A 23,218-nucleotide genomic window follows, 5' to 3' on the forward strand; every position below is an offset into this window, starting at 1 on the left:
TATATATAGTCAGGTACCTCTGCTCTTTTTAGAAAGCAAGACCTACCCTGAAGCCGAAGTTGTTCAGTTTGTCTACATTGTAAGTCAACACATTGGCTTTGTTGGTAGCATAGCTGTAATAAACAGCGATGTGCAGGCCCGGGCCATATGCCCAAGGGTAAACGTTCAGACCGAGTTCCGGTGATACGTAAAATCCCCAAGTATTGTCGCGGGTTTCGAACATATTGTAGTTAGAACGTACTTTCGCATAGTTGGCACCCAGTTTGACACCAAAGTAAGGCTGCCATGCTCCCCCACGATTCAACTGATAGCGTGCGGCGGCACCAAAAGGTAACTGGAAGATGGTATGCTGCTGGTCAGTATTCACGGTTCCTTCGCCCACAGGGAAAGTTGCGCGTGGGAAGTATTCGTGATTGCTGCTATAGTTCATAAAGAGACCCAGTCCGAGGTTAGGGGTTACAAAATAACCGCCTTCGAAGTTCATACCCCATCCACTGGCTTTATCGGCAAAGTGATTTTTCAATGGCACGTTGAACTGCCAGTCCACGTTAGCGTATCCATTATCTGATAACTGTGCCTTGGCCGGCATGGCAAAGGCCAGAGCAAGGGCCGCTATGGCCAGTACTCTAAGAGAAATATATTTCATTGTTTTCATAACGGTTCTTAATTAAATTATTTGTTAGTGAGATAAGGTGACTGTGCAAACGACTGATTGATTGCGCGAACAACCAGAGTCTGGTTCACTTTGCCGGAATAGCTTGCAGGACCGCTCAGGAAGCTGCTCCACAGAACCGGAAGTTTCTGATTATCACCTTCGGGAGCCTTCAGGTTCATGATTTCAGTCAGGAATGAGTTGGTTGTAATGCTATAGTTCACAACATACGGATAGTACCAACCGCCCCAGTTACCCCAGTAAGGTGCATCCCAATAGCCGGGATAGTTCCACCACCATTCAGGTTGTCCGTAGTCGGTAAAGTAATAAGTACTCTGAACGTAACTAATCTGCACGCCCAGATCGGCAGCATCTTTATTGTCAGTATAAGCAAAACCTTTGCTGTTCAGGTTATCTTTGTATGCATTGATAATGGCTGCTGCTGCTTCACCTTTCCAGTATTCCGGATCTTTTTTATCTCCTATTACGAGAACGCTGTCAGGGATGTAGTACGTGCTGAACTGTTTAAAGTCAGCTTTCTTGTCGTAGTTGGTATAAACCAAATAGTCATTGTCCAATTTGTCCATGTCAGGGTCTTTTTCGCAAGCTGCGAATGCAAAGACCGCCAATAAGATGGGAATTAATCTCTTCATATCTTTATAATGTTTAGGTTATTAAAAAAATCTTGCCCTGGTACCTTAAGGCGTTTGCAGAAAATAACAAGACTCTTGTTAAAAGGTTCGCAAAGAATAATGTTAAAATGCAGTATGATTACTTGGAGCCTTTGGTGAAAGATCTATCTTTGTACAAAATTAAAACCGAAATAAATATGAAGAACCTACGCATCTGCCAGACATTTTCTCTTTGGCTCGTTTTGCTTGCTACATCTTTGTCTCTATCTGCCCAAACAACTTTATTGGATAAGTTGGGTAAGATTACCGAAATCACCAAGACCCAACCCTTGGAATCTACAGAGTTTGTTGAGAAATATGTGGCTTATTTCACCCAGCCGTTAGATCATCATCATCCAGAGAAGGGCTCTTTCAGTCAGCGTGTTATTGTTTCCCATGTCGGATTCGATCGTCCTACTGTGATGGTTACCGAAGGTTATGGCGCTTCTTATGCTTTGGGAATCAATTACCGGGAAGAGCTATCAAAACTATTTAATACCAATATGATATTTGTGGAGTATCGCTATTTCCTCGAATCGACTCCTACTCCTAAAGATTGGCAATATCTGACAGCCGAGAACTCTGCTGAAGATTTACATGCCGTGCGCGAGGCTTTCCGCTCCATCTATCCCGGTAAGTGGATTGCTACCGGCATCAGTAAGGGAGGACAGACAGCGATGCTTTATCGGACTTTCTTTCCCGAAGATGTGGATATCTCTGTTCCGTATGTGGCTCCACTCTGCTATGGAGTCGAAGACGGGCGTCACGAACCATTTTTAAAGATGGTATCTACTCCTGAGGCTCGTGAGAAAATTGAAAATTTTCAGTTGGAAGTGTTGAAGCGTAAACCTACTTTGCTACCTCGTTTTGAGAAGTATTGTACCGGAAAGAAATATAAATTCCGCGTTCCTGTAGAAGAGATTTATGATTATTCAGTACTCGAATATTCGTTCTCTATCTGGCAATGGGGGACTCCGGTCGATCAGATTCCTGCAATTACAGCCTCGGATGACGAACTCTTTAAACATTTGCTTGCAATTAGCGAACCGTCTTATTTTGAGGAAGAGGGTGCCAATACTTCCTTCTTTGTCCAAGCTGCCCGCGAGTTGGGGTATTATGGGTATGATATCCGTCCATTCAAAAAATATCTTACCATTAAAACCAGTGAAGATTACTTGAAGCGTTTGATGCTTCCTGAAGAACTCGGCAATATGAAGTTTGATAAGACTCTGAGCCGAAAAATAATTCATTTCCTAAAGAAAAATGATCCGAGGATGATCTTTATCTATGGGCAGAATGATCCATGGACGGCAGCAGGTGTCACTTGGCTGAAAGGAAAAAAGAATATTCATGTCTTTGTGCAACCAAACGGAAGTCATTTGGCCCGTATCGGCACTTTACCTCAAAAAGAGAAAGAGGAGGCTATCGAGTTGATAAAAGAATGGTTGGAAGAGTGATTCCATTCTTACCCTTCTGTAAATGAATAGAAAAGTTACAGGGGTGTTTTCACCACAGATTACACAAATTTATACAGATGAAAAGCAACTGGATTATTGCCCATACAGATAATCAGTGTAATCTGTGGTGATCTCTGATGTTACAAACTTACATCAGCGGTTTCAATATCTCCGGCACCTCTACTTTGTCCAGGTCCAGCTCGTCTAAACGCTTCTTTCCCGCTTCTGTCAGGCTGAAATACATTTGACGTTTATCTACTTCACCCAATGAGCGGCGGATAAGTCCTTTATCCTCCACTGCACGGATGACTTTCGACGTATGTGATGGAGCCATTTCCGTTCGTTCGGATATGGCGGTCGATGTAATCTCTTTTCCGGCTTCACGTAACGCACATAGCACCATTGCTTCGTTAAGCGATATCGCATACATCTCCTCAAATGCTGTTTCGAATACAGAGAGAGCTTTGTAGATATCGCGCATTTTACATATTGTATTCATACTTCTTTATTAAATAAACAAATTGATGTTAGCATTATCGGCACGCTCCATGTAAGTGGCCACTCCACCTACTGTAACCTCATCGAGCAGTTCTTCACGTTTCACTCCCATGACATCCATCGACATCTGGCAGGCTATGAATTCCACACCGTTTTCCAATGCCTGTTGCCGCAGGGATTCCAGTGAGTCGATGCCCTTGCGGTGCATGATGTATCGCATCATCTTTCCGCCCATGCCTCCCATATTCATTTTCGACAGCTTCAGTTTCAGTGAACTCGATGGTAACATCATTCCGAACATCTTGCCGAAAGCGTCTTTCTCTACCTTCCGTTTATGAAGTTTTTTAATTACATTCAGTCCCCAGAAGGTAAAGAAGATAGTCACTTTCTGTCCGGTCGCAGCCGCACCGTTGGCCAGGATGAAAGTAGCAAGCGCCTTATCCAGATCGTCGCTGAACATAATCAATGTTTTTCCTTTGCTGTCACACGTTGTAGTGAGACTACAGGCTTTGGGCTCTCCTTTTTCAATAATTACTACCGACTTTCCGTCTGCACTCTCTTTTGAGATGAAATTATTTCCGGTCGAGTTGCACCATGCTGCGGCATCTCGTGAGAATCCCGGGTCTGTAGCTACAATTTCCACTCGTTCTCCCGGGGCGAGTGTATCCATTGTTTTCTTCATTTTCAAGATTGGGCCCGGACATTGTAATCCGCAGGCATCCACTCGGATGGTTTTAGACATTGCAACGGGTGCAGCCTGCATCTTTTCAGCAGAGGCAGGCTGCTTTACCTGACTTTCTTGAGTAATAGACATGTTTTTCGTTGCTTCATCTTCGTGCAGGACGATAGGAGCAGTAGCTGCACGGTATGTTTTCAGTCCGCCGGAAAGATTATATACATCTTTGAAACCATGCTGAATCAGGATACGGTAAGCGAGATACCCTCTCAACCCTACGGCACAGAAAGTATAAATGGGTTTCTCAGAAGGTATTTCGTCCATACGGTCGCGTATTTCATCCAACGGGATATTGACCGCTCCCGGCAGCGAACCCAGTGCGAATTCATCCGGTGTACGCACGTCCAGCAAGAATACGTTTTTCAGTTCGATGTCTCTCAGGTCACGCCAGTATATGGGTTTCACTTTGCCAAGGATGATGTTTTCGGCTACATAACCGGCAATAGCCACGGGATCTTTTGCCGAAGAGAAAGGAGGGGCATATGCCTGTTCCACTTTCATCAGGTCATAGATCGTTCCCCCGTGCTTGATGACGAGTGAGAGTTCGTCGATTCGCTTGTCCACACCATCGTATCCCACAATTTGCCCGCCATACAACTTGCCTGTTTGAGGATCGAAAGTTATCTTGATACTCATCGGCATAGCGTTCGGATAGTATCCTGCATGTGAAGCCGGATGTGTTGTTGAAGAAGCGTATGAGATGCCCGCTTGTCTCAGCCGCTTGCCGGGAAGGCCGGTAGAGGCTACCGTCATGTCAAATACTTTTGCGATGGATGTACCGATGGCTCCTTCATAAGAGATTTTCGCTCCCAGCAGATTGTCGGCAACGATACGTCCCTGACGATTAGCCGGTCCGGCAAGATAGTTCAGCCAGGGTTTGCCCGTAATGGGATGGCGGAATTCAATGGCATCACCGATGGCATAAATCGATTCATCGGAAGTCTGCAAATTGTCGTTCACTGCGATGCCACCCGCTTCGCCGATTGTAAGCCCGGCAGCCCGTGCCAGTGTAGTTTCCGGACGTACACCGATGGAGAGGATCACAATATCCGCCGGAATAGACTGTCCGTTTTTGAAGATCACTTTCACCTCTTTGCCTGCTTGTTCGAACGAAGCCACAGCCTGTTCCAGATATAAGTTTACACCTTTCTCCATCAAATGCTGATGAACCAGTGCTGCCATTGAGAAGTCGATGGGTGCCATCACCTGGTTGCCCATCTCGACAATAGATACTTGTGCTCCTAATGCATGCAGGTTTTCTGCCATTTCCAGTCCGATGAATCCGGCTCCGATCACGACAGCCCGGCGGGGAGGCCGACTGTTGACGTATGCTTTAATGCGGTCGGTGTCTGCTACATTCCGCAAAGTAAAGATACCGCTTGAGTCAATGCCCGGTAATGGTGGGCGTACAGGAGATGCACCGGTGGATATTAACAGTTTGTCATAACTCTCCTCGTAAGTGTCTTCACTCTTAAGGCGGACGGTCACTGTCTTTTTTTTCCGATCTATAAAAATAACTTCATTTTCGGTACGTACATCCACTCTGAAACGTACTCCGAAAGCCTCAGGAGTCTGCACGAATAACTTCTCGCGGTCTTCAATAACGTCACCTATATAATAGGGTAGTCCGCAGTTGGCATAAGATATATATTTACCTTTTTCCAGTAAGATGATTTCTGCTGTTTCATCCGAACGTCTGATGCGGGCCGCAGTAGTAGCTCCTCCTGCTACGCCTCCAATAATAATAATCTTCATTTGAATATATTTCCGTTTTAAAATAGTTTCCTTTGGAAATAAACGTTTGTAGGCTTCAAAAGGTTCATGGAACGTACAGGAAATTATCCGGCATCCGCTTTTTTATCTTACTGAGATACGGTTGATTTAAAAGACGGCTCTTTTATCTCGTTATTATCTGTGGACAGACATGAGGATATTCGTATTCTCAATATCCCTATATTAGTCAACTTTTCTTTAGAAGAAAAGATGGTTTGTCCGTGTTGTTCCACTTACTGCGGTTTAATGTCGGGGCACATGTATGAGAGACCATTGTAGCTGAAGGCTTAAACAGGGTATCGTTCAGTAGTTGCAATGCTTCTTTCTTATCTTCTGCTTTGATAACAAGAGAAACGTCGTTATTATTACTACCATAAGAAATCATCCGAATCGGGATGGCTGTCAGAGCGTTTAGGATTCGGGTCTCCAATCCGGTATATTGCCATTGTATGTTTCCAATGACCGACAGGATGCACATACGGTCCTTTACTACCGTAGTTGCGTATCGCGAAAGCTCATGCAGGATATTTGGTAGATGTTCTTTATCGTTGATGGCGACGGATACATCCGAGCCGGACGAAGTAAAAAGGCACAGGGGAGTGTGGTATTTTGCAAAAACATCGAATATCTTGCTGATGAACAAGTAGGGACGCAATGTCCGGTTCGACTGGAATCTGATGTAACAAATACCGTCTCTGGCAGTAATGGTTTTTATACTTTCTCCGCTCTGTATGTGTGAAATCAGAGTACCCTTTTCCGTGGGATCCATTGAACAGAACAGGCGTATCGGTATATTGTTTTCTCTTGCCGGGAAAATGCAGCAGGGATCGAATCCCGTTCCTCCGCAATGGGCGAATCGTTCGGCTTCGTCGAAACTGAGTTGTGTAACCATAGCCGGATGTTTCACGAAATGCGGATCACAACTGTGTATGCCATTACCACCTATCCATAGCCGTATTTCTTCGGCCCGTAGGGCAGCTCCGATTAATGTGGCAGAAGCATCGTCTCCACCCGGCTTGAGAAAACAGGTTTCGCCATAAGCATTCCGGCAGAGGTGTCCTTGGGTAAGAAACACGTTGATGTGTTTGTTGGCTTCCATGGATGTGTGCAGTTTTTTACTGATGTATTCCAAGTCAGGTTCTCTTTCCGGAGTCAGTCGCATAAAGTCAAGACTGTTAAGCAATAGATTATTGATTCCCCGTTCTTTCAGATAAAGGCCTGACAGCATGCTGCTTATGAATTCTCCTTGCGACAATATGTCTTTTTCATCGACCGATGTAAAACGTTGCCGGGTAAAGTTCCATAAGGTACGGAAGCGGTCGATGATGGAGTCAACAGCTTGTTGTTTGATCGACTCGTCGTTGAATAGTTCGTTAGCGAAATCAATGAATCTGAATTCCAGTTTGCTTATTTCGTCATGCGCCCGTTCTGTATCTCTGCTGAAAAGATGTGCTGCTATTTTCGTTAGATGCTCCGTAGTTTCTGTAGGGGCAGATAGAACGATTATTTTGGGTGTACTGTCGTTGACCAGTTGGAGCATTTCCTGCATTCCCCGGATTGAACCAGTGGGAATATTACCGAATTTGTAGATCTTCATTTTTTTGTTTTTGAGTTATACGATATATTTTCTTTGTTCGTTACCCCTTTCCATTTTAGGTTGTTTTTATCAAAATGGGAGGGAATATAAGTACCTGTTCCGGCTGTATCTTGCCCATTGAAAGCGCTGCTGTAGTATTTGTAAGGCAGATTAGACGAATTTTCAGGGACTATGTCATGAATGAAAGATCAAAGTATATGCCATTGAAGGCACGGCTCTTTCATTTAATAACCGCCTTCCTCCCTTGTCCCCCCCCCCACAAAACCTTCCATTCGCACACAGCGATGCGGAAGCAGCGCTTCGTTGTTTCTTTTTTAAGAAAGAATCCGGCCGGCTATTACCGGAGAAGTGTAGTAGATTAACCATTGTCATACAACTCTTTATCCCGGCCCGCATACCCGGGCTGATGAGCCCGCATACCTGGGCCGATGAGCCCGCATGCCCGGGCCGATGAGCCCGCATGCCCGGGCTGAGATAAAGATCCGACCATTTGCACTAAAGAGAGTAAGTGAAATGAAATGCTTTTAGAGAGATTAACGGATAAGAAATTGGATATATCCATTTGTTTTCCAAACCTTTACTGCTGAAATATCCCCTAAAACAGCGGGTGGAAGATGGAAGATAGGGGTGGAAGATAAATGGCATAAAAACCGCATCTTCCACCAATCTATACATCTCACAATCAACTATATGCACTCTAAAAGGTGGAAGATGGAAGATCGAAACGCGTTTTTTGTATGAGAGGAAGACGGTTGTTAAATGAAAGAGCCGTGCATTGAAGGTTGTTTTTTTCCACAGTCCGATCATTTGCATTGTAGTAGAAAACCATTATATTTGCACACCCTGTTTTTTACCGTTCACATTTTAACTTATCAGACATGAGTAAAATTCTGATTATAGATGACGAAGTTCAGATTCGTGGTCTGCTGGCCCGTATGATGGAACTTGAAGGTTATGAAGTGTGCCAGGCCGGCGATTGCAAGGCAGCGCTCAGACAATTGGAACTTCAAATGCCCGACGTGGCTTTGTGTGACGTATTTCTTCCGGATGGAAACGGGGTAGACCTGGTGACGGAAATAAAGAAAAAAGCACCCGGAGTAGAAATCATCCTGCTGACGGCTCATGGTAACATACCCGACGGTGTGCAGGCCATTAAGAACGGAGCTTTCGATTACATTACAAAAGGAGATGATAATAATAAGATCATTCCTCTCATTAGTCGTGCTGTAGAGAAAGTGCGAATGAATATCCGTTTGGATAAGCTTGAGAAAAAAGTCGGACTGATGTATTCGTTTGACACTATACTTGGCGAATCGAAGGCACTGAAAGAAGCGGTGTCACTGGCACGTAAAGTATCAGTGACTGATGTCCCTGTGTTGCTGACAGGTGAAACAGGGACCGGAAAGGAGGTCTTTGCCCAGTCGATACATTATAACAGCAAGCGGTCGCAGCAGAATTTTGTAGCGGTCAATTGCTCTTCATTCAGTAAAGAGTTGCTGGAGAGTGAAATGTTTGGGCATAAGGCGGGTTCGTTTACCGGTGCGTTGAAAGATAAGAAGGGGCTTTTTGAGGAAGCCAACAATGGAACAATCTTTTTGGATGAGATTGGTGAGATGGCTTTTGAATTGCAGGCCAAACTATTGCGCATCCTCGAAACCGGTGAATATATCAAGATAGGAGATACGAAGCCTACCCGCATCAATGTACGCATCATTGCTGCTACGAATCGGGATTTACCTGCTGAGATAGCAGCCGGACGCTTCCGTGAGGACTTGTTCTATCGCCTTTCTGTATTTCAGGTACATCTTCCGCCTCTGCGTGAACGTACGGGGGATATTAAGATTCTGGCTGAATCGTTTGTCCGTTCTTTCTCGGAGAAGCTTTCACATCCGGTGGGTACTATTACGCCTGCTTATCTTGAGGCTTTATGTCAACAACCGTGGAAAGGCAATATCCGCGAATTGCGTAATGCCATCGAACGAAGTCTGATTGTCTGTGAGGGTGATTGTCTGGATGTAGACGACCTTCCGCTTGAAATACAGAACAGCCATTATGAGAAATCTGATGAAGGAATGCCGGGCAGCTTTGAACTTTCAGCCATGGAACGCAGGCATATTGCCAGGGTATTGGAGCATACCAAAGGGAATAAGACTGAAGCGGCGCGTTTGCTGAAAATCGGATTAACTACCTTATATCGGAAAATAGAAGAATATAAACTTGGCAGTTAAGCGGACAGGAATATACTTGCTTGTCCGGGTTTATGCTTTTCTCCCTTTCAAAATAAAACATACCTTTTCAAAATGATAGGGTATCCTTGCACTGACGAGGATACCCTATTTGTTTTATCTGTCTGTATGTTAGTTGATTATGCTAACTCTCTTCATTTTTGGCACACATTTGGCATTAATTGTTTCAGGTAAAATAGAAATATAAACATTCTAATTAAAAGGTAAAGAACATGGGAATAACAGTTTCATTTATTTTCTGCCTGTTGAGCGGCATCGTCTGCTTCTGGCTGTTTTGGAAATGTGTCGATTGGTTTGAAACAATTTAAAGAGAGAGGAGAATTAAGTTTATGTACACAACACTATTTGTAATAAGTATTACACTTTTCGGCTATTTGGCGTATGTGCTCATTCGGCCTGAGAAGTTTTAATTGGAAGTAAAGCAATGAATACAGAAATTTTAGGAGTGGCGGTGCAAATCGTCCTAATGGTGGTCTTAGCTTATCCGTTGGGACGTTACATAGCCCGGGTTTATAAGGGAGAGAAGACTTGGTCGGACTTTATGGCTCCTGTAGAGCGAGTGATTTATAAGATATGCGGTATAAATCCGCAAGAGGAGATGAATTGGAAACAGTTTCTCAAAGCCTTGTTGATTTTGAATGCCTTCTGGTTTGTATGGGGAATGGTACTGCTGGTATCACAAGGTTGGCTGCCACTCAATCCCGATGGTAACGGACCTCAGACACCCGATCAAGCATTCAATACCTGCATCAGTTTCATGGTAAACTGCAATTTGCAACATTATAGTGGTGAGAGCGGATTGACTTATTTTACCCAGCTGTTCGTTATTATGCTGTTCCAATTTATCACTGCTGCTACAGGGATGGCCGCTATGGCCGGTATCATGAAAAGTATGGCTGCCAAATCCACCAGAACAATAGGTAACTTCTGGCATTTCCTGGTAATAAGCTGTACACGTATTTTATTACCTCTTTCGTTGATTGTCGGTTTCGTCCTGATTTTGCAGGGAACACCGATGGGATTTGATGGTAAGATGAAGGTGACTACCCTGGAGGGACAGGAGCAGATGGTATCGCAAGGACCTGCGGCTGCAATTATCCCTATTAAACAACTGGGAACCAATGGTGGCGGTTACTTCGGGGTTAATTCTTCACATCCGCTGGAGAACCCTACTTATCTGACTAATATGGTTGAATGCTGGTCAATCTTGATCATTCCGATGGCAATGGCGTTGGCTTTGGGCTTCTATACCAATCGCAGAAAGTTGGGATATAGCATCTTTGGAGTGATGCTGTTTGCTTATCTGGCCGGAGTTTTCATTAATGTTCAGCAGGAAATGGGAGGTAATCCACGTATCGATGAGATGGGAGTTGCTCAGGATCATGGTGCGATGGAAGGCAAGGAGGTAAGGCTTGGGGCCGGAGCCACAGCATTGTGGAGTGTTACTACAACGGTTACCTCTAACGGATCAGTCAATGGCATGCACGATTCGACTATGCCGCTCAGTGGAATGGTCGAAATGCTGAATATGCAGATTAACACTTGGTTTGGTGGTGTCGGTGTCGGATGGATGAATTATTATACTTTCATTATTATGGCCGTGTTTATCAGTGGCTTGATGGTGGGACGTACACCTGAGTTTCTGGGAAAGAAGGTAGAAGCCCGGGAGATGAAGATTGCAACTCTCGTTGCTTTGCTCCATCCGTTTGTTATCCTTGTGTTTACTGCTATTTCAAGTTACGTTTATACACATCATCCCGATTTTGTAGAGAGTGAAGGAGGCTGGTTGAATAACCTCGGTTTCCACGGGCTCAGCGAACAACTCTATGAATATACCTCTTCGGCAGCCAACAATGGTTCCGGTTTTGAGGGGTTGGGTGATAATACTTACTTTTGGAACTGGACATGTGGGATTGTGCTTATCCTGAGCCGTTTTATTCCAATTATCGGTCAGGTAGCCATTGCGGGACTTTTGGCACAGAAAAAGTTTATTCCCGAAAGTGCCGGTACATTGAAAACGGATACTGCGACTTTTGCCATGATGACTTTTGCTGTTATCTTTATCGTTGCAGCCTTGTCTTTCTTCCCTGTGCATGCATTAAGTACGATTGCCGAACATTTAAGTTTATAAGAATAGCAGGATAATATAGTTATGAAAAATAAAATGTCAGCTTCTATGTTTCAAAAGGAGCAAGTAATGGAAAGTATCAAGCAATCGTTTGTGAAGTTAAATCCGCGAATGATGGTAAAGAATCCGATCATGTTTACAGTAGAGATAGTTACCTTTATTATGTTGGTGGTGACGGTGTTCTCTCTGTTCACTCCGGAGTATGGTGCTTTCGGATATAATTTGTGTGTATTCCTGATTTTGTTTATCACTTTGTTGTTTGCCAATTTTGCCGAAGCGATAGCCGAAGCCCGTGGCAAAGCACAAGCGGATAGCCTGCGTAAGACACGTGAGGAAACTCCTGCCAGACTGGTGATGGGTGACAAGATTCAGACGGTGAGCAGTTCAATGCTGAAAAAGGGAGATATTTTTGTGTGTGAGGCAGGCGATACGATTCCTGCCGATGGAGAGATTATCGAAGGATTGGCTTCGATTGATGAAAGTGCCATTACCGGTGAATCTGCTCCTGTGATTCGTGAAGCAGGTGGAGATAAGAGTTCGGTGACCGGTGGAACTAAAGTGCTTTCGGATCACATCAAGGTATTGGTGACACAACAGCCCGGTGAAAGTTTTCTCGACAAAATGATTGCTTTGGTAGAAGGTGCCAGCCGACAAAAGACACCGAACGAGATAGCTTTGACCATTCTGTTGGCCGGTTTTACACTTGTGTTTGTCATCGTTTGCGTCACTCTGATTCCGTTTGCTGATTATACCAGTCTTGAGCATCCTGGAACGGCCATCTCGATCGCAGCTATTCTTTCTCTGTTTGTCTGTTTGATTCCGACTACTATCGGGGGACTGCTTTCTGCAATCGGTATTGCCGGTATGGATCGTGCACTGCGTGCCAATGTGATTACGAAATCGGGCAAGGCTGTTGAGACGGCAGGTGACATTGATACTCTGCTGTTAGATAAAACGGGTACCATTACGATTGGTAATCGTAGAGCGACAAAATTCCATTCGGCACCGGGAGTCGGTCCGCGTGAGTTTATTACGACCTGTCTGCTGGCTTCCCTCTCGGATGAAACGCCTGAAGGTAAGTCCATCGTAGAGTTAGGACGTGAATCGGGGGTACGCATGCGGAGTCTTAATACGACCGGTGCACGCATGATTCAGTTCACTGCCGAAACCAAATGTTCGGGGGTTGATTTGTCCGATGGTACACAAATCCGTAAAGGGGCTTTCGATGCAATCCGTAAAATAACGGAGGCTGCAGGAAATAAATTTCCGAAAGAAATAGAAGAAGTGATAGCTGAAATTTCGGGTAATGGCGGTACACCGCTGGTAGTGTGTGTCGACCAGAAGGTAACAGGGGTTATTGAGTTGCAGGATATCATCAAACCGGGAATTCAGGAGCGTTTTGAGCGCTTGAGAAAGATGGGAGTGAAAACGGTGATGGTGACCGGTGACAATCCCCTGACCGCTAAATACATTGCAGAGAAGGCAGGAGTAGATGATTTCATCGCCGAGGCAAAACCCGAAGATAAGATGGAATATATCCGTAAGGAACAACAGTCAGGTAAGTTGGTGGCTATGATGGGCGACGGAACGAATGATGCTCCTGCGCTGGCACAGGCTAATGTCGGTGTGGCAATGAACAGTGGTACCCAGGCGGCCAAGGAAGCCGGTAATATGGTCGACCTTGATAACGATCCGACGAAGTTGATAGAGATTGTGGAAATCGGAAAGCAACTGCTGATGACTCGCGGTACGTTAACAACTTTCTCTATTGCAAACGATGTGGCCAAATACTTTGCTATTGTGCCTGCCCTGTTTATGGTGGCTATTCCAGAACTCGGTGCACTTAATGTCATGAATCTGCACAGTCCGGAAAGTGCGATCCTTTCGGCTGTTATCTTCAATGCTATTATTATTCCGATCTTAATTCCATTGGCTTTGAAAGGAGTACAGTATAAACCGATCGGAGCATCGGCACTACTTCGTCGTAACCTGCTGATTTATGGGTTAGGAGGGGTGATAGTTCCCTTTGTCGGAATCAAGTTAATCGATTTGGTAGTCAGTTTATTCTTCTAAATATTCAAACAATGAAAACATTATTAAAATCTATCAAGATAACGCTTGTGTTTTGTGTATTCTTCTCAGTGTTCTATATTCTCGTGTTATGGTTGTTTGCTCGGGTAGCCGGTCCCAATCAGGGTAATGCGGAGGTGGTGACATTGAACGGTAAAGTGGTCGGTGCCGCCAATGTCGGACAAAAATTTACGGAGGATATTTACTTTTGGGGACGCCCTTCATGTGCAGGTGACGGTTATGATGCAACCAGTTCATCTGGTAGTAATAAAGGGCCTACCAATCCGGAATATCTGGCAGAAGTGAAATCCCGTATCGACACTTTCCTGGTTCACCATCCATACTTGTCCCGTAAAGATGTGCCTGCCGAAATGGTGACGGCCAGTGGTTCGGGACTGGACCCCGATATCACTCCTCAGAGTGCTTATGTGCAGGTAAAAAGGGTCGCTCAAGCACGAGGAATGGATGTAGAGGAAGTCAGAAGGATTGTAGATAAGGCAGTGGAAAAACCATTGTTAGGGGTATTCGGAACCGAAAAAGTAAATGTATTAAAATTGAATATAGCTCTTGAAGAGACAAAAGTAAACAGGAAATGAATATGAGAAATATTATAAATAAAAACACGATTTTAACATCACTGGCACTTGTGGCTATGTGTTTTTGGGGAGGCATAAATGCAAATGCTCAACAGTTCAATGTTCAGGGCGATCTGGTAAGCTCTTACATTTGGCGTGGAATGTATCAGACAGGGGTCAGTATTCAGCCGACTCTGGGTTTCAGTGCCGGAGGCTTTTCGCTGACGGCATGGGGATCTACAGATTTTGACGGGACTTCCGCTTCGGCCGGAGCTGCTGCCAAAGAGATAGATTTGACTGCTGCCTATACTTTAGGTAATTCCGGATTGACTTTTTCAGTTGCAGATTTATGGTGGGCAGGACAGGGAGCGCGTAAATACTTTAATTTTAAAAGTCATGAAACCGCTCACCATTTTGAAGCAGGACTTACTTATGCCGTCCAGTCTGAAAAGTTTCCTTTATCTATAGCATGGTATACCATGTTTGCCGGACAAGATAAGAATGCGGAAGGCAAACAGAATTACTCGTCTTATGTCGAGTTTAATTATCCTTTCTGTGTAAAGATGGTAGATCTGAACGCAACTTGCGGTATTGTCCCTTATGCGGCTCCTCAGTACAATTGTGATGGATTTGCTGTGACCAATGTTGCTTTGAAAGGAACTACCCGGATCAGATTCAATGATACGTTTGCTTTGCCTATATTTGCACAGGCTGTTTGGAATCCTCGTATGGAAGATGCACATTTGGTGTTTGGTATCACTTTAAAACCGTGAAATCAGATATAACTTAAAAACTCATGAAGTTGTTAGCCGGCCCGTAGCAGTAGTGATACTGTTACGGGTTATGCAGTATAAAAAATGAATAAATATGGATAGAGAAGAGAGTGTACAGCATTTCCTCGATTTGATAAAGAGATCACGTCGTGGTAAGTTCAAGGTTTACATCGGTATGATTGCCGGTGTAGGCAAGTCTTACCGGATGCTTCAGGAAGCACACGATTTGATTGATAGTGGAGTAGATGTCCGGATAGGATATATTGAGACACACGGGCGTGCCGGAACGGAGGCCGTATTGGAAGGCTTGCCGGTTATTCCGCGTAGGAAACTGTTTTATAAAGGGAAAGAGCTTGAGGAGATGGACTTGGAGGCGATTATCCGTATTCATCCCGAAATTGTGATAGTGGACGAGCTGGCACATACTAATGTGGAAGGAAGTCTAAATGAGAAACGTTGGCAGGATGTGATGACATTGCTCGATGAAGGCATTAATGTGATTTCGGCAGTCAATATCCAGCACATTGAGAGTGTAAACGAAGAAGTGCAGGATATAGCAGGCATTGAAGTTCGGGAACGTATCCCCGATAGCGTACTTCAAGAGGCTGACGAGGTCGTGAATATTGACCTCACAGCCGAAGAACTGATTACCAGGCTTAAAGCGGGGAAGATATATAAAGCGGAGAAGATTCAGACCGCACTCAATAACTTTTTTAAGACTGAAAACATTTTGCAACTCCGTGAATTGGCCTTGAAAGAGGTCGCATTGCGAGTAGAGAAGAAAGTGGAAAATGAAGTTGTGATGAGCATTGGCCTTGGGGTTCGTCATGAAAAATTTATGGCTTGCATCAGTAGTCAGGAAAAGGCTCCCCGGCGTATTATACGGAAAGCAGCCCGTTTGGCTACCCGGTACAACACCTCGTTTGTAGCACTCTATGTACAGACTCCCAAAGAGAGCATGGAGCGTATCGATCTGGCCAGTCAGCGTCATTTGCTGAATCATTTCAAACTGGTGACAGAGTTGGGGGGAGAAGTGGTTCAGGTGCAGTCGAGAGATGTATTGCAGAGCATTGTACAGGTTTGCAAAGAAAAACAAATATCCACTGTTTGTATGGGATCCCCTTTCCTCCGATTGCCCGGCGCTGTGTGCGGAATATTGAAATATCGCAGATTTTTAAATAATCTGGCACAAGCGAACGTAGATTTGATTATACTTGCATAAAAAATGATTTAGTCTCATTATCGATTATGAATATAAAAACCAAATTACTTTTCGGCATTGGAATATTGGCCGGAATGATCATTTTACTGGTAACACTTTCAGTGGTTAATCTTCAGATTTTGACGGCTACGGAACCTGACAGTCCGGTTGCTATGCCTGCTCTGGAACGTGCTCTTTTATGGATTTCCATAACGGGTGGTATTTGTATCTTGACGGGGTTGGTTCTGCTTATTTGGCTACCCCGCTCCATTAATAGACCGGTAAAGGAACTGACTCGTGGAATTCTGGAAATAGCCAATCATAATTATGAAAAGAGATTGGATATGAAGGGGTATGAAGAATTCAGGGAGGTTTCCGATAGTTTTAATCGTATGGCAGAGAAACTGACAGAATATCGTGACAGTACGTTAGCTGATATTCTTTCTGCAAAAAAATTTCTTGAGGCTGTAGTCAATAGTATCCATGAACCGATTATCGGGCTGAATACCGAACGGGAAATTCTTTTTATTAATAATGAAGCACTGAATGTGCTCAATATGAAGCGTGAGAATGTGATTAGACACTCGGCTGAGGAACTTTCTTTGAAGAATGATCTGCTGCGCAGACTGATACGTGAACTGGTGACTCCCGGCGAAAAGAATGAACCCTTGAAAATCTATGCGGATAATAAAGAAAGTTATTTCCAGGCTTCTTATATCCCGATTGAGAATGCAGAGGCAGAAAAAGGAGAAGCCCGTAATTTGGGAGACGTCATTTTGCTGAAAAATATCACAGAATTTAAGGAACTCGATTCGGCAAAAACAACCTTCATTTCCACTATTTCTCACGAACTGAAGACCCCCATTTCTGCCATTATGATGAGCCTTCAGCTATTGGAGGACAAGAGGGTAGGAGTTCTGAATGGAGAACAAGAACAGCTGTCAAAGAATATAAAGGATAACAGCCAACGTTTGCTTGATATTACCGGAGAATTACTGAATATGACTCAGGTGGAAGCCGGTAAACTTCAGATGATGCCGAAAATTACAAAACCTATCGAACTGATTGAATATGCCATTAAGGCCAATCAGGTACAGGCCGATAAATTCAATATACAGATAGAAGTGGAGTACCCTGAAGAGAAGATACCTAAGTTATTTGTGGATAGTGAAAAGATAGCTTGGGTGCTTACTAATCTTTTGAGCAATGCAATCCGCTATTCTAAAGAGAATGGACGGGTGGTGATTGGTGCACGGCGTGAAGAAGAGTATATCGAACTCTATGTCCAGGACTTTGGGAAGGGTATTGATCCGCGATATCACCAAAGTATTTTTGATCGTTATTTCCGTGTGCCGGGCACCAAGGTGCAGGGGAGTGGTTTAGGATTGTCTATCTCAAAAGACTTTGTAGAAGCACATGGAGGTACGTTGACCGTACAGAGCGAATTGGGTAAGGGGAGCTGCTTCGTGATGAGACTGAAGGCTTGATGATGATTGTAAATGACAGAGGTGAACTTGTGGCTCTGTAGGGCATTTTCCGGAAAAAACAACTTATAACATCTTTATATTAAGCTTTTTTTGTTATTTTTGTCAGCGTATTGATATATAATCTGATACTTGTCTAAGTTAATCTTTTAAGCGAGGTATAATAATGCATTCTGAAATCGCAGATGAAAAATTGCTGGTCGTCCAATTCTCACAAGGAAACCATATAGCGTTTAAGACATTGTTTGTGCGTTATTATCCAAAGGTGCGCTCTTTTATTATGGGATTGGTTAAATCAGAGAGTGAAACGGAAGATTTGGCACAAGAGGTTTTTCTTAAGCTGTGGACCCATCGGGAACGATTTCGTGAAGTGGAAGTCTTTGGTACTTATCTGTATGTTTTGACTAAAAATACAACTTTCAATTATTTGCGTTCCAGGCAGAATCGTCAGGATGATCAAAGGGCTGATTCAGTGGAAGAGTCTACGGATACTACACCTTACGAAGAGTTAGTTGCCAAAGATTTGCAATTATTGATTGATATGGTGGTAGAGAACATGCCTCCTCAACGGCAAACGATTTTCCGGTTAAACCGGGAGGCTGGGCTTACCAATGCAGAAATAGCGGAAAAGTTGCAGATAAGTAAAAAAACAGTTGAGAACCATCTTAACCTGGCATTGAAAGAACTGAAAAATGCTTTGTTACTCTTTATTTTTCTCTATTTATGTTAATACGGTTAGGGATAAACTCGGATTTATACGTCCTATTATAAATTACTAATAGAATGAGTTATTTAAAAAATATAATCACTTACTTTTTCCATCATCCGGCATCGGAAGAGGTGGCGGGGAGAGTGTATAAACGATTAACCGACACAAACAGCAAGCAAGAGAAAGAGGAGGCTTTGTCTGGTATTTGGGAACAGATCGGTTTTCCGGAAGGGGATGAACACGAAACATTAAGAGCGTTTGAGAAGCTGGAACAACAGATTGGAGGAAGCTCTGTGAAGTTGGAACCGGACTCTCCGCGTTTCCGTATTCCCCGGTGGACTTGGGTTGCTGCATCTATCATCATCCCTCTATTGCTTTTATTCGGTTCTGCTTATTTATATACAGAAACTCTTACTATCAAGAATGAACTCAGTAATGTGACCTTCATCCAATACTATGTTAATAATGGGAAGAGGGAACAAATTATCTTACCCGATCAATCGAAAGTTTGGCTCAATTCCGGTTCTCTGTTGGTTTATCCATCTTCGTTCATTGGAGATGAACGTGAAGTTTATCTGGCCGGTGAAGGTTATTTCTCAGTAACGAAAAATAAAGAATGTCCTTTCATTGTGAAAACGAACTCTATTTCAATCAGTGTACTTGGTACGGAGTTTAATATAAATGCTTATCCTAATATCGATAAGGTCGTGACAACTTTGGAAGAAGGATCCATTCGTATGTTGCTGAATCGTTCCAATTCATCCTATTTACTGGAGCCTGATGATCAAATCGTTTATATCCCGTCTACCGGACATATAGAGCGAAAACGGGTAAAAGCTTCTGATTATTCTGATTGGAGAGATGGAGGTTTATATTTTAGTAGTAGTCCGTTTAAAGAAGTGATACAGACCTTAGAACGCGCCTATTCGGTTCAGGTACATTTACAGACTTCTATTTATCAATCCAATAATCTAACTATTCATTTTTATCCTAATGAGTCGATAGAAAATGTAATGATGCTGATCAAAGAAATGATTCCGGGACTTGAATATCAGATAGAGGGGAAAGATATTTATATCGAATAAGATTTTAAATATTAGCTTTTGTTAACGTTTTGTCGTTGGGTGTAGTTAAATAACAGACTGTCCTATTGTAAAAGTCGCCAAAGGACGGCTATTGTTTAACTAAAAAAAATAATATTATGAACAAAAATCGGTCAATCCGAGTGGCAACCTTTTGCCTTGGTTTGATGTTGGCGGGTTCTCTGCAAGTACATGCCCAGAAAGTTACGTTTCGGGATGGAACAGTATCATTGAAACAAGCGTTTGAGAAGATCGAAGCATCTTCGAAGTATAAAATCGCTTATAATGATTCACACCTGAACGTCTCCCGTAAGGTTTCGTTAAACCAGAAAGAAACTGAAGTCTTGGAGATATTGGCAACCATCCTGAAAGATACGGGTTATACATACAAAAAGAACGGCAACTACATCGTTATTGTGCCGGTGGAGCAAAAGCCTGCTTCAAAGGTAAAGAAAGTGAAAGGAGTTGTAAAAGATGCCAGTGGCGAGGCGATTATCGGAGCAAATGTATTAGTAAAAGGTACGACAACAGGAGTAATTACCAATCTCAATGGAGATTTTGAGTTAGAAGTGCCGGATAACGCAGTATTACAGGTTACATATATTGGATATGTACAGCAGGATATAGCTGTAAAAAACCGGAATCAATTAACTATCTCGCTGAAGGAAGATACTAAAACTTTAGATGAAGTTGTTGTCGTAGGTTATGGTACTATGAAGAAAAAGGACCTGACCGGAGCTGTAGCATCAGTGAAGATGGATGATACTCCCTTAAGTACAATCTCTACGGTAAGTCATGCATTGGCAGGTAAGGCTGCTGGATTGCAAGTAAACACAGTTAGTGCCCAGCCGGGTGGGGGTACAACATTTCGTATTCGTGGAGCTGCATCTTCAACTGCTGCAGGAAATGATCCCCTGATTATTATAGACGGTTTTCCTGTGAGTGACCCGGGAAGTTTATCAACCGGACGTTATGAAGACGGAAATAAGGATAATATACTTGGCTCTATCAATCCGAATGACATTGAGTCGATAGAGGTCCTGAAAGATGCAAGCTCGACAGCCATTTATGGTGCACGTGCTGGAAATGGTGTAATTATTGTTACTACAAAACGAGGGAAAAGTGGTACGCCTAAAGTACAATATTCTGGTACGGCTTCTGTTCAGAGTATGGCTAAAACCTATGATATGTTGAGTGCATCTGACTTTATGATTCAGTCTAACCGTTATCAGAAAGAAGAGTGGATGCGGACCAATAAAATTGGTATTTATGGAGGTAAATTAGAAAGTGAAGCAAATACTCCTTACCAAGATCTTTATTCACCCAATCAGATTAGTAGTCCAACAAATGATACTAATTGGTTTGATAAAATCACCCGTATGGGTTTTCAAACTTCTCATAATATATCGATAACCGGTGGTTCAGAAAAGACGAAATATTTGGTTTCAGGTAATTTCTTTAAGCAAAAGGGAGTTGTGAAAAAGAATGAGATGAATCGATATACATTCCGAATCAATCTGGATCAAGAGCTCAGTAAATTTATTAAGATGGGAGTGAATTTGACAATGTCCCGTAATGAGTATGATAATGTTCCGTTGGGGGCCGGACAGAATGAGAATGCTTCTATTATGGTTTCAGCTGCACAATTTAATCCTTTGTTACCAATTAAAGATGAAGATGGAGACTACGTACTTAATAGTGCAGCTTCTTTTCTTCCTAATCCAGTGTCGTTACTTGAAATTACGGATAAAAGTTTGAAAGACCGTTTGTTGGCGACTGCTTTTGTTGAGGCAGAGCCTATAAAAGCTTTAAAGTTGAAAGCAAATTTCGGTATGGATCTCAATTACATGAAACGTCAAACCTATTTGCCAAAAACTACTTTGTATGGACAAAAAGAGGGAGGAAGTGCGGCTGTGTCTCACTATGATAAGTTGGACCTTCTGATGGAATTAACAGCTTCATATAATAAAAAAATCGGTGATCATGATTTTGGGGCAATTGCCGGGTATTCTTTCCAGTCTTTTAGTGATGAATCTTTAGACGGTTCGAATAATCGTTTTCTGATTGATGGTTTCTTATATCATAATTTGGGTGCAGGTAATGCTCCTAAACCGGGTGTGGGGTCTTCTGCTTCACGTAATGAAATGGCTTCTTTCTTTGGACGTTTTAACTATTCTTTTAAAGGCCGTTATCTGTTGACAGCTACATTACGTGCGGATGGTGCTTCAAATTTTGCAAAGGAACATCGTTGGGGCTATTTTCCTTCAGTAGCTTTGGGTTGGCGTTTTGTTGAAGAATCTTTTATGACACCATTGAACAATGTACTATCAAATGGTAAATTTCGTGTTAGTTATGGTGAAACTGGTAATTCCAATATCGGTAACAGGGCAATCAGTTATTATCAGGTAGGTAATAACTATATGTTTGGAGATACAGAAACTGAATATAATGGAGTATATCTGAGTCAACTTGGTAATCCTGATATCAAGTGGGAGACTTCACGTGAATTGAATGTGGGTTTGGATTTAGGCTTTCTTAATGGAAAGATTAATGTAACGGCTGAGTATTTTTATAAAGTAATATCCGATTTGTTGAGTGAACGTACTTTACTTTCATATCAGGAAGTTGATAAAATAGCTGCTAATATTGGTAAAACACAAAGTTCTGGATTAGAGTTGACGATAAATACAAATAATATTAATACACGTGATTTTAGTTGGACAACGGATTTAACTTTCTCTTTCTATCGTGATAAGTGGAAAGAACGTGACTCAAGTTGGAAACCATCGGCTTATTCTATTTATCATGCGCCTTTGAGAGGTAGTTATGGATTTTTATCAGACGGATTAGTTCAGGTAGGGGAAAGTATTTCACATATGCCGGGTGCACTTCCGGGGCAGGTAAAGATTAAAGATATCGATGGCTTTATATATAATGAGGATGGCTCAATTAAAGTGGATAAGGATGGCAAACCACAGAAAAGCGGAAAGCCGGATGGTAAGCTGAATGACGCAGATAAGGTTTTCTATGGTTCGGACGATCCTGGCTATTTGTTCGGATTTAATAATACATTACGTTATAAACGATTTGACCTCAATATTTATATGTATGGTCAGTTTGATAAGGTAAATTATGGTTCGTATAAAGACTTATGGTTAACGGGTTCCAGTGGTATGACAGGAATTGTGAACATCTACCGGGGCTATAATATGCCTAAATCCGCATCGGAGGTATGGTCACATGATAATCAAGATGCTACTCGTCCCGGCTTTTTCCAGGATAGGAGTACTTGGGGGATTGGTGATTACTATAAGCAGAAAAGCTGGTTTATCCGCTGTCGCAACATAACGTTGGGATACAATCTACCAATTAAGAAGAATGTGTTGTCCAATTTGCGTGTATACGCAGATGTAAATAATCCGTTTGTTATCACTCCATATGGTGGTTTAGATCCTGAAACAGATAACTCAACTTGGGCTTATCCCAATGTGAGAAGTTACAGTATCGGTATTGATATTACATTTTAATCTATTGTGAAACATTATAATTCTGATAAAATGAGAAAT

The 23,218-nt window shown here is 42.8% G+C and carries 16 protein-coding genes and 2 pseudogenes; 12 read left to right on the forward strand and 6 right to left on the reverse strand.

Annotated elements, in window-relative coordinates; all coding sequences use genetic code 11:
* Nucleotides 1-28 precede the first annotated feature (28 nt).
* The gene (locus DBK98_RS07035) at nt 29-655 is read right to left on the reverse strand and encodes a porin family protein (RefSeq protein ID WP_005778814.1); all 627 of its coding nucleotides are present in this window, start codon (nt 653-655) and stop codon (nt 29-31) included.
* A gap of 17 nt (nt 656-672) precedes the next feature.
* Nucleotides 673-1,305 carry a DUF4136 domain-containing protein gene (locus DBK98_RS07040; RefSeq protein ID WP_005778812.1) on the reverse strand — a complete coding sequence of 211 codons (633 nt, stop codon included), beginning with the start codon at nt 1,303-1,305 and terminating at the stop codon, nt 673-675.
* 176 nt (nt 1,306-1,481) lie between these two features.
* On the opposite strand from DBK98_RS07040, the gene DBK98_RS07045 reads away from it, so the two are divergent.
* The gene (locus DBK98_RS07045; protein WP_032536160.1) at nt 1,482-2,780 is read left to right on the forward strand and encodes a S28 family serine protease; all 1,299 of its coding nucleotides are present in this window, start codon (nt 1,482-1,484) and stop codon (nt 2,778-2,780) included.
* 148 nt (nt 2,781-2,928) lie between these two features.
* Here DBK98_RS07045 and DBK98_RS07050 read toward each other — a convergent pair whose 3' ends face one another.
* The 4 genes and pseudogenes from DBK98_RS07050 to DBK98_RS07060 form a co-directional block, all read right to left on the reverse strand.
* Nucleotides 2,929-3,279: a MarR family winged helix-turn-helix transcriptional regulator gene (locus tag DBK98_RS07050; RefSeq protein WP_005810690.1), complete on the reverse strand. Its 351-nt coding sequence runs from the start codon at nt 3,277-3,279 to the stop codon at nt 2,929-2,931.
* A gap of 9 nt (nt 3,280-3,288) precedes the next feature.
* Nucleotides 3,289-4,023, reverse strand: a pseudogene (locus DBK98_RS23600) (DsrE/DsrF/DrsH-like family protein); the annotation flags it as partial.
* A 74-nt stretch (nt 4,024-4,097) separates the two neighbouring features.
* Nucleotides 4,098-5,769 (reverse strand): annotated as a pseudogene (locus tag DBK98_RS07055) (FAD-dependent oxidoreductase); the annotation flags it as partial.
* 205 nt (nt 5,770-5,974) lie between these two features.
* Nucleotides 5,975-7,384 carry an aspartate kinase gene (locus DBK98_RS07060; RefSeq protein WP_032536145.1) on the reverse strand — a complete coding sequence of 470 codons (1,410 nt, stop codon included), beginning with the start codon at nt 7,382-7,384 and terminating at the stop codon, nt 5,975-5,977.
* Nucleotides 7,385-8,262: 878 nt separating this feature from the next.
* On the opposite strand from DBK98_RS07060, the gene DBK98_RS07065 reads away from it, so the two are divergent.
* The 11 genes from DBK98_RS07065 to DBK98_RS07115 all read left to right on the forward strand — a co-directional run bounded on the left by DBK98_RS07065 (nt 8,263) and on the right by DBK98_RS07115 (nt 23,179).
* Complete coding sequence (locus DBK98_RS07065) at nt 8,263-9,612, forward strand: sigma-54 dependent transcriptional regulator (RefSeq protein WP_005810686.1); 1,350 nt, start codon at nt 8,263-8,265, stop codon at nt 9,610-9,612.
* Nucleotides 9,613-9,959: 347 nt separating this feature from the next.
* Nucleotides 9,960-10,040 (forward strand): K(+)-transporting ATPase subunit F, encoded by an 81-nt coding sequence (gene kdpF, locus DBK98_RS23605; protein ID WP_080546244.1) that lies wholly within the window; start codon nt 9,960-9,962, stop codon nt 10,038-10,040.
* A gap of 14 nt (nt 10,041-10,054) precedes the next feature.
* Nucleotides 10,055-11,761 (forward strand): potassium-transporting ATPase subunit KdpA, encoded by a 1,707-nt coding sequence (gene kdpA / locus DBK98_RS07075; protein ID WP_005823051.1) that lies wholly within the window; start codon nt 10,055-10,057, stop codon nt 11,759-11,761.
* A 21-nt stretch (nt 11,762-11,782) separates the two neighbouring features.
* Nucleotides 11,783-13,831 carry a potassium-transporting ATPase subunit KdpB gene (gene kdpB, locus DBK98_RS07080; RefSeq protein WP_032531738.1) on the forward strand — a complete coding sequence of 683 codons (2,049 nt, stop codon included), beginning with the start codon at nt 11,783-11,785 and terminating at the stop codon, nt 13,829-13,831.
* 11 nt (nt 13,832-13,842) lie between these two features.
* Nucleotides 13,843-14,424 (forward strand): K(+)-transporting ATPase subunit C, encoded by a 582-nt coding sequence (locus DBK98_RS07085; protein ID WP_005778797.1) that lies wholly within the window; start codon nt 13,843-13,845, stop codon nt 14,422-14,424.
* Nucleotides 14,425-14,426: 2 nt separating this feature from the next.
* The gene (locus DBK98_RS07090) at nt 14,427-15,176 is read left to right on the forward strand and encodes a hypothetical protein (RefSeq protein ID WP_005823055.1); all 750 of its coding nucleotides are present in this window, start codon (nt 14,427-14,429) and stop codon (nt 15,174-15,176) included.
* 94 nt (nt 15,177-15,270) lie between these two features.
* Nucleotides 15,271-16,398 carry a sensor protein KdpD gene (locus DBK98_RS07095; protein ID WP_005778793.1) on the forward strand — a complete coding sequence of 376 codons (1,128 nt, stop codon included), beginning with the start codon at nt 15,271-15,273 and terminating at the stop codon, nt 16,396-16,398.
* A 26-nt stretch (nt 16,399-16,424) separates the two neighbouring features.
* Entirely contained in the window at nt 16,425-17,864 is a 1,440-nt protein-coding gene (locus tag DBK98_RS07100) for an ATP-binding protein (RefSeq protein ID WP_005810680.1), read from the forward strand.
* Nucleotides 17,865-18,027: 163 nt separating this feature from the next.
* Entirely contained in the window at nt 18,028-18,591 is a 564-nt protein-coding gene (locus DBK98_RS07105) for an RNA polymerase sigma-70 factor (protein WP_022011483.1), read from the forward strand.
* 53 nt (nt 18,592-18,644) lie between these two features.
* Nucleotides 18,645-19,655, forward strand: a complete 1,011-nt coding sequence (locus DBK98_RS07110; RefSeq protein ID WP_032536840.1) for a FecR family protein — start codon at nt 18,645-18,647, stop codon at nt 19,653-19,655.
* A gap of 116 nt (nt 19,656-19,771) precedes the next feature.
* Entirely contained in the window at nt 19,772-23,179 is a 3,408-nt protein-coding gene (locus DBK98_RS07115) for a TonB-dependent receptor (protein WP_032536841.1), read from the forward strand.
* Nucleotides 23,180-23,218: the final 39 nt, after the last annotated feature.

The sequence above is a fragment of the Bacteroides sp. PHL 2737 genome (assembly GCF_004115325.2).
Lineage (GTDB): Bacteria > Bacteroidota > Bacteroidia > Bacteroidales > Bacteroidaceae > Bacteroides > Bacteroides hominis.

Bases quoted from the DNA above. Each gene is read 5' to 3' on its own strand.
- DBK98_RS07035 (WP_005778814.1), bottom strand. From the start codon at position 655: ATGAAAACAATGAAATATATTTCTCTTAGAGTACTGGCCATAGCGGCC.
- DBK98_RS07040 (WP_005778812.1), bottom strand. From the start codon at position 1,305: ATGAAGAGATTAATTCCCATCTTATTGGCGGTCTTTGCATTCGCAGCT.
- DBK98_RS07045 (WP_032536160.1), top strand. From the start codon at position 1,482: ATGAAGAACCTACGCATCTGCCAGACATTTTCTCTTTGGCTCGTTTTG.
- DBK98_RS07050 (WP_005810690.1), bottom strand. From the start codon at position 3,279: ATGAATACAATATGTAAAATGCGCGATATCTACAAAGCTCTCTCTGTA.
- DBK98_RS07060 (WP_032536145.1), bottom strand. From the start codon at position 7,384: ATGAAGATCTACAAATTCGGTAATATTCCCACTGGTTCAATCCGGGGA.
- DBK98_RS07065 (WP_005810686.1), top strand. From the start codon at position 8,263: ATGAGTAAAATTCTGATTATAGATGACGAAGTTCAGATTCGTGGTCTG.
- kdpF (WP_080546244.1), top strand. From the start codon at position 9,960: ATGTACACAACACTATTTGTAATAAGTATTACACTTTTCGGCTATTTG.
- kdpA (WP_005823051.1), top strand. From the start codon at position 10,055: ATGAATACAGAAATTTTAGGAGTGGCGGTGCAAATCGTCCTAATGGTG.
- kdpB (WP_032531738.1), top strand. From the start codon at position 11,783: ATGAAAAATAAAATGTCAGCTTCTATGTTTCAAAAGGAGCAAGTAATG.
- DBK98_RS07085 (WP_005778797.1), top strand. From the start codon at position 13,843: ATGAAAACATTATTAAAATCTATCAAGATAACGCTTGTGTTTTGTGTA.
- DBK98_RS07090 (WP_005823055.1), top strand. From the start codon at position 14,427: ATGAGAAATATTATAAATAAAAACACGATTTTAACATCACTGGCACTT.
- DBK98_RS07095 (WP_005778793.1), top strand. From the start codon at position 15,271: ATGGATAGAGAAGAGAGTGTACAGCATTTCCTCGATTTGATAAAGAGA.
- DBK98_RS07100 (WP_005810680.1), top strand. From the start codon at position 16,425: ATGAATATAAAAACCAAATTACTTTTCGGCATTGGAATATTGGCCGGA.
- DBK98_RS07105 (WP_022011483.1), top strand. From the start codon at position 18,028: ATGCATTCTGAAATCGCAGATGAAAAATTGCTGGTCGTCCAATTCTCA.
- DBK98_RS07110 (WP_032536840.1), top strand. From the start codon at position 18,645: ATGAGTTATTTAAAAAATATAATCACTTACTTTTTCCATCATCCGGCA.
- DBK98_RS07115 (WP_032536841.1), top strand. From the start codon at position 19,772: ATGAACAAAAATCGGTCAATCCGAGTGGCAACCTTTTGCCTTGGTTTG.